Consider the following 15,308-nt stretch of genomic DNA (forward strand, 5'->3'; position numbering starts at 1 on the left):
TTCAATTAGCTGGTGCGGAGAACGAAAAAGGTGACGGTGCGCGCCACACCGTCGATGTTGCGGATGCGCACGGTGCGGTAGGCATTGTTGTCGAGCCAGATCTCAGCGCAGTAGGACCGGCGATTTGCCGCCTTGTTGTCATTGCCGCGCAGCACGATGTAGGGAATCGTGGTGAGCGGCTGCGGCAAAGCAAAATCCTGACTGCCGCCACCGGCGAAATTGGCGAAACTGGAAAATGCCGGGATCATCGGATCCATGCCGGGGATCATGGCCATATTGATGTCGGCTGCATTATTGGCGTCAAATCCGCGCTTGGACGCGCGGATGCCGGATGGAGATATGATGATCCGGTCCTTCATAGGTCCGCCAACTTGTTCTTGAACACCACCCAGCGAACAAAGACGTCCTGCCTGAAATTGTAGCCTCGGATTGAAAAATAGATGGCGTTGTCGGTGATCACATACTCGCAGTTCGGCAGCAGACTGGAGTCGAGACTGCTATCATTCGGGAAGAAAATCCGACGGCTGTCGTCGCCCACGCAAAAGCTGCACATATGCAGCGGGTAGTAATCGAGCTTCGGGAACTGAACACTCCCCTCATAAAGATATGGGTTTGAAGTGCCCGCGTAGCGCTGAATTTGATACGTGCCCTGGGCGTGAATTTTCAGGTAGTCGTACTGCGAGCTGAAAATCATCCGATCCGCAGCGTTGCCAACGTTGCGCCCTGGAAGGGATACCCAGACACCCATTTCGTCGCCGCGCAGGCCTATGAGGATGCGATCTGCCATCTAAGCCTCGAACACCACGACATAGGCGTCATAGGTAAACTGCGTATAGGCTCCATCCGTTGGGAATGGTCCGACGCGCTGGCTCGTCACCTGAAGGTTGTTCAATGGCCGGGTGTTGGCGTCCGCAGACACACAGATGCCGGCCGCTGGCCTGTTATCCCCCTGGTACGATTTCAGGGGGAGCGTCTTGATCACGACAATCGCGGGTATGAAATTCAGCGGCTGAGGGAACGTATAATAGACCCCGGTATTGCGATGGGGCACAGTCACCTTACCGATCCAGCGGATCGCCCCTCCATAGAACCAGTTGCTGTCAAAGGATTTGAAGTCATCGGCAAGCGAAGGTGACGCATTGTGTCCGGGCTTCGATGTGATCAGCCGCGCATTATTGCCGGTGATGTAAACACGATCCGCCATCACGTGTTGTCCCTGAAAATGAGAGTCTTATTGGTGAGATTGAAATCGACCATGAGATCCGGAGAGTGGATCCAGCCGGATGTCACTTCGCCGATGTTGGCGATACGAGACGTCAGTTCGCCATTGATGAAGGTCAGCGGCGCGGCGGAGTACGCTCCACTGCGAACGATGAACTGATTGACGTCGAAGATGGCGCGGCTGGTGGTGCCGTCGGACTCAATGAAGAATGCGGCGGGCAACCAATTGTCGGTGGTGCCGGATTTGAGCTGGACACCCCATCGCGCAAATCCATTCGCGCCGGCGACCACCTGACCACGAATGTTGATGCTCGATTCGACGTTGCCGACTTTTGCCGTCAACGCCTGGATGCTGTCGGCCCCGGCCGTGATCCTGCCGTTCACGCTGTCGATCGTGGCGCGGAACAACTGCTCGAAGCTGGCGAAATCCTGATTGAATTTTACCTCAAGCGTCTCGACACGCGAGACGATGGCTGAATTCGGACCAACGGCCAGTGTGACCAGATTGGTGTAGTCGGCCTCTACATTCTTGAACTTGAGATTGATCGCCGTGCGCAGCTGCTCGAACTGGAGGAATGCGCCGCTGTTCTGCTCGGTAGCCAGATCCGCCACGCGCGACAGCTCGTCCTGAATTTCGCGCCGACCGTCCTCGGCCCACCTGTAGAGGTCTTTCAGGTGATCATTAAATTGGCCGATATCGATGTCGTAGAGGTCATCGGGTCCAAAACGGATATCCTCCGTCTTGACGGCGATCCACTCGCTCCATTCGGTTGGGTGCCCATCCGCCGCGATGTAGCGGCCCTGGCCTTCAACCCAAACGTTCGGCGGCAAATTCGCATCAAGGTTCCAGGAATACGGCGGACCATATGGCGTCCTGTCACTGTCGAAAATGACGCTGCCGACATCGGCAATGCGCAGCCGGACATGGACATGCGTTATCCCGTCCTGATCCGGCGCACAGGAGACGCGCACGGTCGGGCGGCGCGGCCGTCCAAGATGATCGGGCAAAACAGCCGCCTCCATCCTCCATCCGTACATGGGATGCGGCGGAGTGGTGATCGGCCCGATCCAGCCGATGACAGGCGGCAGGATGACAGAGGGCGGCGTATAGTCGCTCGGATCAAGTTCCCGCAGCGCCATCTGTTGGAGCATGCCGGTCTGGCCGTTGCCGCGCGTGACAATGAACTTCTTGTTTGTGTACCCGCGCCGCGCCGATGTCCACGACACAACATCGTTCGGCTCCACAACCCATGCAGCGGGCGGTAGAGTAATGATTTGGGTGCGGAAACGCCGGTTCTCCTTGATCATCGTGTCGCTGCAGCGCTGAACCTGACCGGAGAATGGGACGGCCTCGAACGCGACGGGCAGCGGCAGGGACCGATCGCCGTCATCGCGCTCCAGATCAAGGTTGCGCCGCTCTGGCGCATCCTTCATGACCCAGCGTTCGGCGCGCTCAGGATAGGTCGCGGAGATCAGGTTGTTGGTGCTCGAAATCGACGGGAACGGGTCTAAATCCTGATCGCGTGTTACAACGACGCCTTTATCATCGAAGAAATAGACGGCCGATCCCGGCGCGCCGACCAGGAGCTTGACCATGCCGCCGACTTCGGCCAGCCGCCCCAGGCATGCGAGGCGCAACTCTTCAATGACTTCCAGTGGTTCGACATCGACGTAAATTTCATAACCGCAGCGGAACTGCGGTTCATCGCCATCCGGTCCCGGCACAAGCCGATCGCATTCATTCGCAGCTGCGATCCACGCCGAGGCGGGAAGCCGGAAAGCCGAAATGTTCTGACCACCGTAGACCCACTCATCACCGTAATAGATGCCGCGAATAATATTATACATGATGATGGCCGGATTTCTGGACGGCGTCCGGGTCGACGGATCGCTCCAGCGCTGCGGACCGTTGCCGCCGTTCGTGCTGTCAAGGCGCAGATCGTAGAAGCATGTGGGCATCGGTTCCGCGATTACGGCAGGCAAGCTTCCGCCGAGCTGCAAATCCTGATTCTGTCGCGTCGTCAGGATGATCACCTGACAGCCTCGGCCGATCATCTTGTCGGTGAACGGGCGATCCGGGTCAGCTCCAAATTTCGACATGAGATAGGGGTTCGCCGTGGTCTGCGAGCCGTCCAGATACCAAATCCAGATATTGTCCTTGCCGTCCTTGCGGAATTCCTTGATCGGATAGCCGCGCCCCGATGGGTCGGGCTCATTCCACAGGATGGTGCATTTCTCATCGTCAATCCAAAGGCTCTCGAGCCCCCGCGGGCCAGCGAAGGATGGCAATGACGATATCTCGATCACGTCGACGGCATAGGCATTCGGCGTGCCGCCGTCTTTCCCGAACGTGCCGGCGTATTTGCGTCGACCGGCCACGCCGCGCTCGCCGATCGGGAACGTCAGGGGCTGATCGTCGCCCATTTTCAGTTCAAGTGTGATGCCGGAGACGGCGGCTTTCTTTTGCGCCTTTCGCGCCATGTATTGCTGGACAAGGCTGGAGCCGACCATCATGGCGGCTTGAAACAGCACACTGCCGAAGGACTGCAGCATCTTGGCGCCGAAAGCCACGACTGCTCCGGTAATCGGATCGGCCCCGGCCGGCGTGGCGGTCAGTACTATTATAATGAGTGCTAAAAGCGTCTTGAAGATCATTCCGGCCGCCCCACCTTGAAGATCATCTTTGCTTCGAGAAGATCGACGGTGCCGATCCCGGTTTCGGTCAGCACATAGATGCGCTCGCCATTGACGACGCCCAGCCCGCACCCGATCGGCCCGTCAGCCTCAATTGCGGCAATGTCACCAATGCATGCCTCGCTCGGATGCGCCTGCGGCAGCATCGAGCCGACCATTTCGGCGAGCGACGTGAATCCGGCCTCGCGGATGATCCGTGCCGCGCCAAGCGCATCTGAATAGGTACCGTGATACTCGGCGCACAGATCCGCGCCTGTGATGGCTTTCACGATCCGGCCGGCGAGCGACGGTCCGCAATCGTGGATGCCCCACTGGAACGGCGTAGCGGTAATTTCGTCTATGGCGGCTTCGTAGTGTTCCCGCCAGTCTGGGCGGCGCTTCAGCTCGATCATGTGGCCTTCTTCTGCCCCCATGGAATTTTCCAACTGGAAACGGTCGAGGCGTATTTGCCCCATTCGTCGCCATCGCGCGTTTTCTGGCCCTCATAGGAGGACTTGCGCGGATTGGGGCGCGACAGCATCGCCATGACTTCCGAGACGATCTTGACCCTGATCGAACCTGTTCCGCCTATGCGCGGGGTTTTGGCCGGCGCGCCGTCAATGATGCCGAGGAAGGTGATCAAGCCCGGTCCGATCTGGTCGCCGGTTCGGGGATCAATCAGCACATCATGGATCTCGACCTTGCCAAGCCGCGCTTCGTATTCGCCGACAAGCTTAATGGCGGCGTCGGCGATCTGTGACAGATCGACCGTGACGGTCTGAATGGTGAAATCAGAGACGCGTGGAATATCGCTGATCTTGCTGATGACATCGGCGCGGTATGGGCGCGAAACGATTGCCCCATCAAAACCGCTATAAACGGTCAGGTTCAAATCCTCTTCGCCGGTCCAAAGGCCAATCTCGCGCGGGTTCCCGGTGGCGCGTTCCTTCACGGTGAAATAGACAGCCTGTCTGGGCACCAGGCCGTCACGCGGCGCATTGTTCAACTGATCGACAAAAGCGGCGGTCGCTGCTCTCACGGCTATACCCTCACTTTCTGTGTGACCTTGAAAGCCGCGCCTTCAGTGATCGCGCGGCGGGCGGTACCGGGATTGTGGCTGTTGGGCATCACCACCACCGGACATGCGGGCCGAATGATCGTCACCGGATCGTTTGCGGCGATGAGGACCGAAAGGCGCGGGAAAATCGCCACGTCGAGATTGCCGGCCGCACTGGCAACGGCGCTTGCATCAACCTCGACATAAGCGTGCTGCTGTCCATTGCTGTAGGTCACCTGCAGCTTGTCGCCGATCGTCAGGACGTACCCGGCCGGAAACCCTTGCATGCGCGCCGTGACGCGATCGGGGCCGATCTCGCGGATAGAGACGGTCGAGGCACCGAAGATGGTCCCACGGGGATCCGCGTACGGATAAAGGCTGGTCGGATCGCACATCAGGAAAGACTGCCGTGCGCCGTCGAGCATCCGAATGCGCGCGGCCGCTTCCTTCAGCTCCTGGTGACGGCCGCGCGCCAGCGTCACGTCAGCGGCCCAGCGCGGCTTCGACAGCTCGGCCTGCCAGAAGTCGCCGCTACCGATTTCGTCGGTCTCGTCATTCCGCTGGATTGAGAAATTGCACGTCATGATCGGAAGGCGGTCATAGACGGCGGATAACGGAAGCGCGCTCATCCCCGCCACCTCGGCTTTTCGCTGATCTCCTGGACACGATCCGGCAATTGCATGTCGTACTCCTCCAGTGCGCGCTGCATGCCGAGGTAGGCCGACTCCTCGATCTCCTTATTGCCGCGTGCGCCTTCCAGATTGATGTTGAAGTTCGCGGTATTGCGACCGGAGCTGCCTTGTGCCGGATTGCTGTTGGCCGCGCTGTTGAGACGCGCGATCGGCGACGGCCCGCTGTCGGACACAACTCCGCCTGACGCATAGCCGCGCCTGCCGAGGCGGATGGCATCGACGGCCGCCGCGCCGCCATGGCGCGCCACATCCTCTTGCGAAAACACGACTTCACCCCGGTGCACGATGCCGGCGACGTCATACTTGCCGCCCGGTCCGGTCCAGCCGCCGCTATCCCACAAGCCCATCGACCCGCTTGCAATTGCACCGGCGAGCTGGCCACTGGAAAAGCTGCCGGCGTTGGGGAAAAGCGCGGACAATATGCCGAGCCCGCCGCCGCTGCCACCGGCTGCGAAGCTGGAGAGCTGCTTGCCAAAACTATTGAAGCCGGATCCGAGCTGATCCAGTCCTTTGCCAGCTGTACCGAGGCCGGAACCAAAGCCCGATAGCGAGCCGCTCGTAGCTCCCGCGCTCGATCCAAGCTTTTCGAGTGCGGCGGACGCGGTATCCATGCCCTGGCTATCGACACCGGGCCAAAGGCTGCGCTGCCCGCTTGTCAGGCCGCCCGCCCAGGAGCCACCGGCCATTCCGGCCTGTCTGCCGCCGAGGTCGAAATGCATGGTGTCGAGCGCGCCGTACTGCCCCTTGCCGCCCGAAAAATAGCCGCCCCAGCGGAACTGATCGGCAAGCTCTGGGTATTTCGCCATCTGCACGCCGCGCGCCGTCTGCGCAAACTGCTCATAGGTACGGAAAGAACTGGCGTCCTGATAATTGCCAAGCATCTTGCCGGACAAGAGCTCGGTGAGCTGAACATCGGTCGCCAAGCCCTGACCATGGAAACGGCTGTCTCCCGGCCTCAGGCCCGAGATGGCATCAATCTTGAGGCCGGGGAATGACGATGCGGCCGTGTTGAGGATATCCGTCAACCGCGCATCGACACCGGATTTATAGTTGCCGACGAAGTTCAGCGCCTGATCCGTCGCCTTGGTCACGGACTGCACGGCGTTGTTCATGACCGACGTGATGTTCGTGTTCGCGGCCGGAGCGGACCCGCCCAAAAAGCTCGCCAGCCCTCCTGTCACGCCGCCGTTGATCATGACCGTCGCGGCGGTAACATTCATGGCCCCGACAGATTTCCCACCCGTCAACGCCGACAGCAGGCCGCCTGCGGCATTGTCTTTGAACAGATCGTCCAGCGTCCCGTAACTGGTGCCGAGCAGGGAATTCTTGAGCGGGTTCTTGACGGCGAGATCGGTGAATGTACGCGTGATATCGAGAGCGATACTCTTCAGAGCGTCCTTGTAATCACCATTTCCCAGCGCATCGAAAATGCCATCAATGGCGTCTTCGCCAGTCGATCTGACGGATGTCCATGCGTCTCGCTGTTTCTCTATCTCCGCACGCAGTTCGGAACTGACCTTGGTATTCTGCCGCATCATGTTCGCTTCGGCGCTGCCAACGTCCAGGCCTCTCCGGCGGATTTCCTGTTCTGTCTCCAACTGATCGAGCATGCGCTCGCGTTCGGCCTCGCCAGCGGAAACCACGCTCAGCTCGGCACGCATCAACTCGATGCGGTCCCGTTGTGACCGGATGTACTCTTCAGCGCTGGCGCGGCGTTCTTCCTTGGCCAGCGCCTGATAGCCTTCGACCGTCTGCGAAATGATCGACAGAAGCCGTTGCTTTTCGTCACCCTCGGCTCGCGCAGCTGCCGTGATCAGCGGTCGCAATTCGCTCTCTGCGCGCAGATACTGCTCCGCGTCAGCCGCGCTGACCGTACCGGCCGCGATCGCGTCGTTGACCTTCGCCCGCGCTGCCGCCTCGGCTCGCATGTCGAGGATCTGTGCGGACGACTGCGCCATCGCCTCGGCCATGACTTGATTACGGGCCTGACGAACGCGGTTCTCAGCCTCTGCCGCGTCGATCTCCATGCCGGAAAGCTGAATGCGCTCGCGCTGCGCGGTCAGTTCCGCACGGGTCAGCGGATTGCGAGCTGCCTGCAACTGGATATCCACGCGGGCGAGTTCGATCTGGCGCTGCTCCTGGGCAGTGATGCGGGCGAGCGCTTCTGCGCGTTGTCGATCGGCGTCCGATCGCTCATTGCCATCACCGGCATTGCCGCGAGCCGTGGCGTACTGATTTTCGACTTGTCGCCGATCGCTCAATTCGGGAGCGGCAATCTCCCGCAGACCGGACAAGGCTTCCTTGTAGTGGTCCATCCGCCGTGCCGCCGCCTCGACGGCATTCGCAGCGCGGATCGCTGCGGGTGATGTTTTATCCAGGGACTCGGCGGCTTCCAGACCGTTTTTTGCAACGCCGAGAAGCGCAAGGCCGGTTTTCAGGAGCTTTTCATTGTTCGGCTCAAGGCTCCAGCGGTCCTCGACCATCTTCCTGAACCCGAGGATATCGGGCTGGCCTTCCTTGGCCGTCATACGCAAGTGCTCAAGCGCCTCGGCAAAGGCGTTGTAAGATGTATCGACCACCCAAACGTCAGCACCGTAGTTCTGGACATAGGCTTCGCTCGCAACCGCTTGAGAACTGCGTTGGATGGCCTTGTCCAGTTCCTGTCGCGTCGCTGCGGCAGCAATACGCGAACCAGCCATTGCGCGGCGATAATACTCGTCCGCCCCGGTACCGGCATATTGGTAGGCATCGCGGAGCTTGCGCACCTGTTCTTCATGTTCACTGGTGATTTCGCTGACCTTACGGGTCTTGGTGAACATGCCGTCCAGGGCATAACTCGCGGCGTAACCGACTGCCGTAAAGCCGACCATGAGAAGGGTCGTCGGCGTAATCAGGGATTTCATGCCCACGAGAAGCGCCGGGAAGATTTCGCCCAGTCCACGGTTGCCCATGATCTGCGCAACCTGTCCGCCCTGCTGCATCATCAGCAAGAACGGACTTTGTCCGGACGCGAGCATCACCACGATATCATTGAGCTGATAGCTCAGATTGGTCACTTCGTGGGACGCGAGTGCTGTCGATTTTGCAGCCACAGCGCCGCCCGACTGGATGGCCGCGACCTGCGCGGAATATGCAGCCTGCGCCTTTGCGATCGAGGCAACGCGTTGCTCCTCCGTGATCGCTCCAATCTTCTCGGCTGCATTCAGTTCGGCGAGCAGCGACAGATGCCGCTGCTGAGCGTCCATCAGCGGCTTGTATTGCGCCCGAACCTGATCCAACTCCCGGCCATAAGCCTGCAACTCGCGCTGGCGCTCGACCATGGAACTATCGGTCATGCCCGAACGAATGCCGAGGAAGCCGGAGACTTTCGAACGCAATTCGTTTTCTGCAAGCGCCTGACCGCGTGCGGCCTCGGTGGCGCGCCGAGATGAGGCGGCGGCCTGGTCGTTGCTGGCGGCAAGCCCCTTCATGGTGGCCGAGGACTGTGCAACCGTGCTGTTGAGGTTGGCAACATCGGCCTTGGCGGACGAAGTCGCGCTTTTCAGGCCGCTGGCATCGCCAGTGATAATCATCGACAACCGCATCGGTGATGTCATTCGACTACCTCTCCAAACGTTTCCAGCGCCGCCGCTTCCATCAGGCGCAAATCATCAAAAATGGCGTTATCTGCATTGCGCCGGCGCAACACGACATCGACCGCCGTGTAATCAAGGCCAAGCCAATGAAAGCCCGACATTCCAGCGGCGACGCGCCATTGCGTTTCGCAATCAAGCCAGATCAGGAAGGCGTTCCAGCATTCGGACCAAACCTCGACATGATCTTCCGGCTCGGCGTCTTCGCTGCCCTCGATCGTGAAGCCGAAGCTTTCAAAATCGCGCCGGACAGCATCGTCCAACTGGGCAGGCAATCGGGTTTCCGCACGGCCGGAGCGCGAAAGCGCCCACGCTCTGGCCGCGCTGGTTAGTTTCCCTTTCGGGCCTGCTCGCCCGCCAGCGACTCCGAGAACGCGACATAGACACCAGTTCGGAACCAGCTCCACTGCATCGCCTGGGCGAACGTCGCGTCCGAAAATGGCACATCAGATTTGTCATCGTCGTCCTGCACGCCACGCCAGTCCTTGCAGATCCGATAGAGCATGTTGTCGCGCTGCTTCACGCGCTCCTCGTCACTTTCCAGACGCATGAAATCGTCGCTCATGGCATCTGCCTCGGATTTCGAGAGCGCCTCGAATTTCATGTCGAATGTCTGATTGAGGAACTTGCCAGGACGATCAGGATCAGGAACCGAGACCTTGACGGGCCACCAATATGCGTACTTGTCGACCAGCTTGAACTTCATTTAACGGGCCTTTCAATGGGCCTTCAGCATGGGCTGAAAACCGGGTTAGCGAACGGTGATGGTGATTTCGTCGTCGCCCGCCTCTGATGGGCAGAAGGTAAGCGGCAGCGTGTAATTGCGAATGTTCTGGGTCTGGCCTTCGGTCGGCCGGCCGATCTCGACACCGGGCGAGAAGATCTCGACCGTGTTGCCGGGAACCGTGCCATGCACGAGCGTCAGTTCACCCCGTGTGCGATCCTGCGCCAGGGCAAACCAGTCCTTGATGGCGAGCGACGTGGCTTCGATAACGGCCTGACCGCTCGACCCGCGATCCGTAATTTCGATGCTTTCACTGCCAATGAGGAACCGGCCCTCCACCTGTTCGCCGAGATCGAAGGTTACGCTTTCAGTGACACCGGCGAGGCCAAACAGCGAAAATGTGGTGTTGGCCTTGGAAACCGGAATCGGTCGTTGAAACCCGGTAAGGGTGACTGCCGGCAGCGGCGTGTCGGTAATCGTGCCGAGCAGTCCCTGCAGGGTGAACCGGTAGCGCGGGATCTGCTTCGGCGTGAACCCGAAGGTGACGTTGCCACGCGCTCCAAGCATGACGTGGCGCACGCCGTCACTGTTGTAATAGACAGACGCGGCCTCGAAACCGTCCGATACCGGCTGGTAGTCGACCTTGACGCCGACTTCGATCGTTTCCGACAAACCCGAGGCCCGCAGGAGCGGACCATAGGCCGGGGCCTTGCCAAGCTCGCCAGCGCCGGCGACCTCGACGTCAAATTCGAGCTGGACATAGGTGCCGACCAATTCCACGCCCTGGTTGCCAAGATAAGGCAACAGCAAGTCGCGGGAGACTTCCTCACCGGCGAGTGGCGTGATGGTGGCGTTGGTGGCGAGGATTGCATTCTCCGCGCCGGTCGGCACCGAGTCCACCGCATAGTTCGCCTCGAGCTTCGCAAGCAGCGCCAGCTTCTTGTAATAACGCTTTGCCATGGTCAGTTCCCTTTCCTCTTGGCCGGAGCGACCGGCGCTGCTGGCGTTTCAGGTTCTTCGGTGGGTTCCGGCGTTGGCCGGTGGTAGTCGGCTTCCGGCACCACAGCGCCGGTTTGCGGATCGCGGTAATAGCGCCCACCAGGGCGAGCCGCCGCCGATGCATCTGACTTCGCCATCAAAGGCCTCCAGCTTCAGGTTGTTCTTCCAAGAAGGATGCGGCGGCATAGACTTCCTGCCACCAGACGGTTCCGGCCCAAGCCTTCAGCAACTCACCGGACACATGCTCCAGCGACATGCCGTCCTCGGCCGAGGACGGCAGAAAGCCGATCAAGTGCTTGCGGACGAGCGGCTTCAGCGTCTCGATATCGCGGGAACTTGCATCGCCACGCCCGTCGCTCACATTGCCGGTGATGATGACGACACCGATATCGGAAGCGGTCGGCTGTAAAACCGGCCCGTTGGTCCGCTCGTTTTCGCCGGAAGCTTCCTGCAGCGTCATGACATAGGCCGCAGGCACTGCCTTCGGCACGTTCTGGATCGCCGCGAACTCGGCCGCGCCGCCGACGATGCGGAAGACAGGCGGTTCGATTGCGGCGAGCTTGGCGATGATTTCGGCCACGGTGCTCATTGATTGCCTCCTTCAAATCCGCCTTCGGTGCGGAAATGGCCTTCGGTAACGCTGAGAACTTCCTTGCGGTCGCCATCGCCAAAGCCGAGGAACTCGCGTGCCGGAATTTTGATGGTGCGTGCTTTGATGGTGACATCGCGGGCATAGTTCGATCGGCTTCTCTTCACGAAGCGCGGCGCAAGCGTGTCAGTCTTTTCATTGTATTTCTGATAGATCGTGTGCTGGCGTTCGGCCTGCTTGATCTCGCCGCCCAAATTCTGAATGGCCGCGTAGATGACGTTCGTGCCGGTCGCGACGCTCGTTGCGTCGGCCTGATAGGTGATACTCTGATAAAGCCGGAGCTTCACGCGCAGCATGTTTTCATAACCGCGACGGCCGGAACCGATGCGCTTGGCAGCGGTCCGTGGCTTCAGTCGTGGCCACTTCTTTCCGGCCGGGTCGGTTTCCGTTTCAAAGCGGCGCTGGGTGCGGAAAACCATCGCACCGCCGATCTTCTCGTATAGAGGCTGCAAATCGTCCGCCGCCTCGTGCGCCTGATCGAGACGCTTTTTGACGTTGTGACTTTCCATTAAACCACAAGAATCAGAATACAATGATATCAAGGCGTTGCGCGGGCACTTAATTTGATAATTAGCAGTTAATTGTGATAATGGTCGCTTGATTTTGGCACTTGATGCGAGAATATGGTTCCCAATATTTACGGCCACAAAGCCATATCATCGAGAAGCTTATAGCCTGCGTCGACGGCTGTAAGCCTCCTCCAAGATGCAGTGAATTTGAGAATCGAACGGCCGACATTCTCATAATTAGTGCCCAACGCCGACCAAACAGCCGCATTCTTACCGTTAGCTGCCAAGTGACACCTGACCTCGCCGGAGCCGACGCACCTTCCAGGCAGGCCAATCAGATTCGTTAAGGTTCGGATTCATCTTAAGTTCCCTTAAGTCCGTGACTCTCCAAAGGCTGCTGCTGGGCCGCCCTATCCGCCGGAAGGGCCCAAAATGCCAGCATGGGCATATCGCTCGAGCGCATGGCATGTTTGATCTGCGGAGGATTGTAGAAAGATCCACCGATACCGGGCGAGAACCACTCCCCCTCCCCTTGTCGGAACTCCCCCGCGGAAAGCACGAGATAAACTTCCTCGGGCGGGTGAGTGTGGTCTGGATAGCGCACGTGAGGTGCCATCAAGGTTACCCCCAGCCACAGATCACTGCGTTCTTCCAGCCCCCCCCGGGCCGAAGATCATCGCGTTGGCATGACCATCAGCAAAATTCGAGCTAGCCGTGTCATCGTAAGTGTCACGATGACACCACTGCAGCTGTGGTTCGATCTTCAAGAACCGCTGGATAAGGCGGTTGAGAGACTGGTGAGGGGGCGTCATGGAAAGCGCGGATTGCAGCTCGGAGCAGACTGGCAGCCGCCTGCCCACTCCCAAGCGAGAAACGCCTGGCGTCTCAAGCGCGGAAAATATCTTGAACAGTGCGTGTCGCGACTCCTCCCTCCGGGCGAACTGATCGAACGCTACGAAGGCTGTGTCCGCGAACAATTGGAGGCTTTCGCTGCGCTCCACCATTAAATTTCTCCTTGAGGAGTAAAACTGCGCATCATATGTCCTTGGAAATTCGCAAAGCGTCGTAGATCGCAGCATGGGTATTGCGCGCGGCCACTGCATCGCCAATGCGAAAAAGCTGAAACTTCCCTTCGGGGTTGCGAAGAGCTGATTGAGGGCTACCCGCAAGCAGTTGATCGTGCGAAATCTCGCCGAGGTTCTTGGAAGACGGCCTGAGCTCGAAATAGAGTTCGTCGAGCGGTATAGTCCCGTGATTGACAACAACCTGATCTACAATTCGCTGCTTGGAAACCCCACCGTAATCGCTTCCCACGTGAGCGATAAGTTGATTTCCTTTTTTCTCGACCGCCTCGAGCCTAAAGGTAACGGTGAACGTTACGTCCAGTTTCTGAAGCGATCGCATGTAAGGAACCAGATTCATCGCCATGACTTCCGGGGCGAACGATCGGTCGGGCGTCATGATCTCAACTTTTGCGCCGGCATTGGCCAGGAATTCAGCGGCTTGAAGACCTGCATGATCGCCGGCGTCATCGAAAATCAACACATTTGTCCCGGGCTTCACATCGCCAGAGATGATATCCCATGCGGAAATGACAAGTTCGTTGCCGTTGGCAAGAACCTCTGTATGAGGCATGCCGCCCGTGGCGATGATGACGACGTCGGGATTTTCTGCCTCGATCGTCGAGGGATTCGCCCAAGTGTTGAAATGGAAGACAACATCATGCTTCTCGCATTGAACCATGCGCCAGTCGATGATGCTGATCATCTCACGGCGGCGCTCGCTTTGGGCAGTGAGCCGGACCTGCCCCCCCACGTCGTTCGCTGCCTCGAAAACAACAACGTCGTGACCGCGCTCGGCTGCAACACGCGCGGCTTCGAGCCCGCCCGGACCGGCCCCGATAATAACGACTTTCTTCTTGACCTCGGCTTTTTGAATAATGTGCGGCATCGTCAGTTCGCGACCGGTCGCCGCATTATGAATACAGAAGGCTGCTCCACCCTGATAGATGCGGTCCAGACAGTAGTTCGCGCCAACGCACGGACGGATATCCTCTTCGCGCCCTTCCATGATCTTTCGAACGATGTGCGGATCCGTCATATGGGCACGGGTCATGCCGACCATATCCACCTTGCCGGATGCAATGGCATAGCGAGCGGTGGCAACGTCCGGAATCTTCGCGGCGTGAAAAATTGGGAAATTGGTCGCTGCGCGAATTTCACCGGCGAAGTCCAAGTGAGGTGCGTTCGCCATTCCTTGAATGGGAATGACATCGGTTAGGCCAGGGTCCGTATCAATGTGACCCCTGATGACGTTCAGGTAGTCAATCAGCCCGCTTTCCTTGAGACGCCTGGAGATTTCCAGACCTTCCGCTTTCCCTGTACCGCCCGGAAGACATTCATCTGCGGTATAGCGGACCCCGAGGATGAAGTCAGAGCCTACCCGCGTGCGGATCGCCTTGAGAACATCCATGCAAAACCGCATCCGATTGTCCAAAGAACCGCCATAGGGCCCTTCAAGCTCGTTGGTGAGCGGAGAAGAAAACTGGTCAAGCAGATGACCGTAGGCTTCCAGTTCGACGCCGTCCATCCCCCCAGCCTTCATGCGTTCCGCGGCATCGGCAAAATCCTTGATGATGCGCTCAATGTCCCAATCCTCCATTTTTTTGGGAAATGCGCGGTGCGAGGCTTCGCGATGATGTGAAGGTGCTACGACCGGCAGCCAGTCGCCTTTGTCCCACCGCGTGCGCCGTCCAAGATGGGTGAGCTGGATCATAATCGCCGCGCCCTCTTCATGCACGGCGTCGGCCATCTCCCTTATCCACGGCACGATCTCGTCCTTGTAGGCGAGCAGGTTGTTAAAGACTGGCGGGCTGTCTTTCGAGACCGCTGCGGAACCGGCGGTCATTGTCATTGCCACACCTCCCCTCGCACGCTCGACAGTGTAGGCGCGGTACCGCTCCTTGGGCATACCGTCCTCCGGATACGCAGGCTCGTGCGCCGTCACGATTATGCGATTTCTCAGCGTGAGGTGCTTGAGCTGATAAGGCTGAAGGAGGGGATCGTTCGACATCAGTCGGGCTCCGGTTTATGGCGGCACTGGGACAACGCTATGCGAAAATGTACATTAGTGTCAATAATCAAAACATTTAC

The 15,308-nt window shown here is 59.1% G+C and carries 15 protein-coding genes and 1 pseudogene; all 16 read right to left on the reverse strand.

Translation table 11 applies throughout. From position 1 onward, the window contains the following. Positions 1–5: 5 nt before the first annotated feature. The 16 genes and pseudogenes from C5748_RS03800 to C5748_RS03870 all read right to left on the reverse strand — a co-directional run bounded on the left by C5748_RS03800 (position 6) and on the right by C5748_RS03870 (position 15,228). Positions 6–359, reverse strand: a complete 354-nt coding sequence (locus C5748_RS03800) for a hypothetical protein (RefSeq protein WP_105740582.1) — start codon at positions 357–359, stop codon at positions 6–8. Continuing rightward, positions 356–787, reverse strand: coding sequence for a hypothetical protein (locus C5748_RS03805; protein WP_105740583.1), 432 nt, complete (start codon positions 785–787; stop codon positions 356–358). Before C5748_RS03805 ends, C5748_RS03800 begins: the two co-directional genes overlap by 4 nt. After that, complete coding sequence (locus tag C5748_RS03810) at positions 788–1,204, reverse strand: hypothetical protein (protein ID WP_105740584.1); 417 nt, start codon at positions 1,202–1,204, stop codon at positions 788–790. It abuts the gene before it with no gap. Continuing rightward, a complete protein-coding gene (locus C5748_RS03815; RefSeq protein WP_105740585.1) occupies positions 1,204–3,876 on the reverse strand; it encodes a phage tail protein in 2,673 nt (890 codons plus the stop codon). The genes C5748_RS03810 and C5748_RS03815 overlap by 1 nt, the downstream gene beginning before the upstream one ends. Beyond that, positions 3,873–4,328: a DUF6950 family protein gene (locus C5748_RS03820; RefSeq protein WP_245428765.1), complete on the reverse strand. Its 456-nt coding sequence runs from the start codon at positions 4,326–4,328 to the stop codon at positions 3,873–3,875. The genes C5748_RS03815 and C5748_RS03820 overlap by 4 nt, the downstream gene beginning before the upstream one ends. Continuing rightward, complete coding sequence (locus C5748_RS03825; protein ID WP_105740587.1) at positions 4,304–4,933, reverse strand: hypothetical protein; 630 nt, start codon at positions 4,931–4,933, stop codon at positions 4,304–4,306. The genes C5748_RS03820 and C5748_RS03825 overlap by 25 nt, the downstream gene beginning before the upstream one ends. Before the next feature lie 2 nt (positions 4,934–4,935). Beyond that, positions 4,936–5,580, reverse strand: a complete 645-nt coding sequence (locus C5748_RS03830) for a hypothetical protein (RefSeq protein WP_105740588.1) — start codon at positions 5,578–5,580, stop codon at positions 4,936–4,938. Beyond that, positions 5,577–9,239 carry a phage tail length tape measure family protein gene (locus tag C5748_RS03835; RefSeq protein WP_105740589.1) on the reverse strand — a complete coding sequence of 1,221 codons (3,663 nt, stop codon included), beginning with the start codon at positions 9,237–9,239 and terminating at the stop codon, positions 5,577–5,579. Before C5748_RS03835 ends, C5748_RS03830 begins: the two co-directional genes overlap by 4 nt. Continuing rightward, positions 9,236–9,550 carry a DUF1799 domain-containing protein gene (locus tag C5748_RS03840; RefSeq protein WP_199194693.1) on the reverse strand — a complete coding sequence of 105 codons (315 nt, stop codon included), beginning with the start codon at positions 9,548–9,550 and terminating at the stop codon, positions 9,236–9,238. Before C5748_RS03840 ends, C5748_RS03835 begins: the two co-directional genes overlap by 4 nt. A gap of 53 nt (positions 9,551–9,603) precedes the next feature. Beyond that, a complete protein-coding gene (locus C5748_RS03845; protein ID WP_105740590.1) occupies positions 9,604–9,981 on the reverse strand; it encodes a hypothetical protein in 378 nt (125 codons plus the stop codon). Positions 9,982–10,026: 45 nt separating this feature from the next. Then, positions 10,027–10,959 (reverse strand): phage tail tube protein, encoded by a 933-nt coding sequence (locus tag C5748_RS03850; RefSeq protein ID WP_105740591.1) that lies wholly within the window; start codon positions 10,957–10,959, stop codon positions 10,027–10,029. A gap of 2 nt (positions 10,960–10,961) precedes the next feature. Continuing rightward, the gene (locus C5748_RS28135; RefSeq protein WP_158259803.1) at positions 10,962–11,135 is read right to left on the reverse strand and encodes a hypothetical protein; all 174 of its coding nucleotides are present in this window, start codon (positions 11,133–11,135) and stop codon (positions 10,962–10,964) included. After that, the gene (locus C5748_RS03855; RefSeq protein WP_105740592.1) at positions 11,135–11,587 is read right to left on the reverse strand and encodes a phage tail terminator protein; all 453 of its coding nucleotides are present in this window, start codon (positions 11,585–11,587) and stop codon (positions 11,135–11,137) included. Before C5748_RS03855 ends, C5748_RS28135 begins: the two co-directional genes overlap by 1 nt. Next, positions 11,584–12,294 carry a phage virion morphogenesis protein gene (locus tag C5748_RS03860; RefSeq protein ID WP_146119472.1) on the reverse strand — a complete coding sequence of 237 codons (711 nt, stop codon included), beginning with the start codon at positions 12,292–12,294 and terminating at the stop codon, positions 11,584–11,586. Before C5748_RS03860 ends, C5748_RS03855 begins: the two co-directional genes overlap by 4 nt. 223 nt (positions 12,295–12,517) lie before the next feature. After that, positions 12,518–13,160: pseudogene (locus tag C5748_RS03865) on the reverse strand (dimethylsulfoniopropionate lyase). A 31-nt stretch (positions 13,161–13,191) separates the two neighbouring features. Then, positions 13,192–15,228 (reverse strand): NADH:flavin oxidoreductase, encoded by a 2,037-nt coding sequence (locus tag C5748_RS03870; RefSeq protein WP_105740594.1) that lies wholly within the window; start codon positions 15,226–15,228, stop codon positions 13,192–13,194. Positions 15,229–15,308: the final 80 nt, after the last annotated feature.

Origin of the sequence: Phyllobacterium phragmitis (assembly GCF_002980495.1) — a bacterium.
In the GTDB taxonomy this organism is placed as follows: domain Bacteria; phylum Pseudomonadota; class Alphaproteobacteria; order Rhizobiales; family Rhizobiaceae; genus Paramesorhizobium; species Paramesorhizobium phragmitis.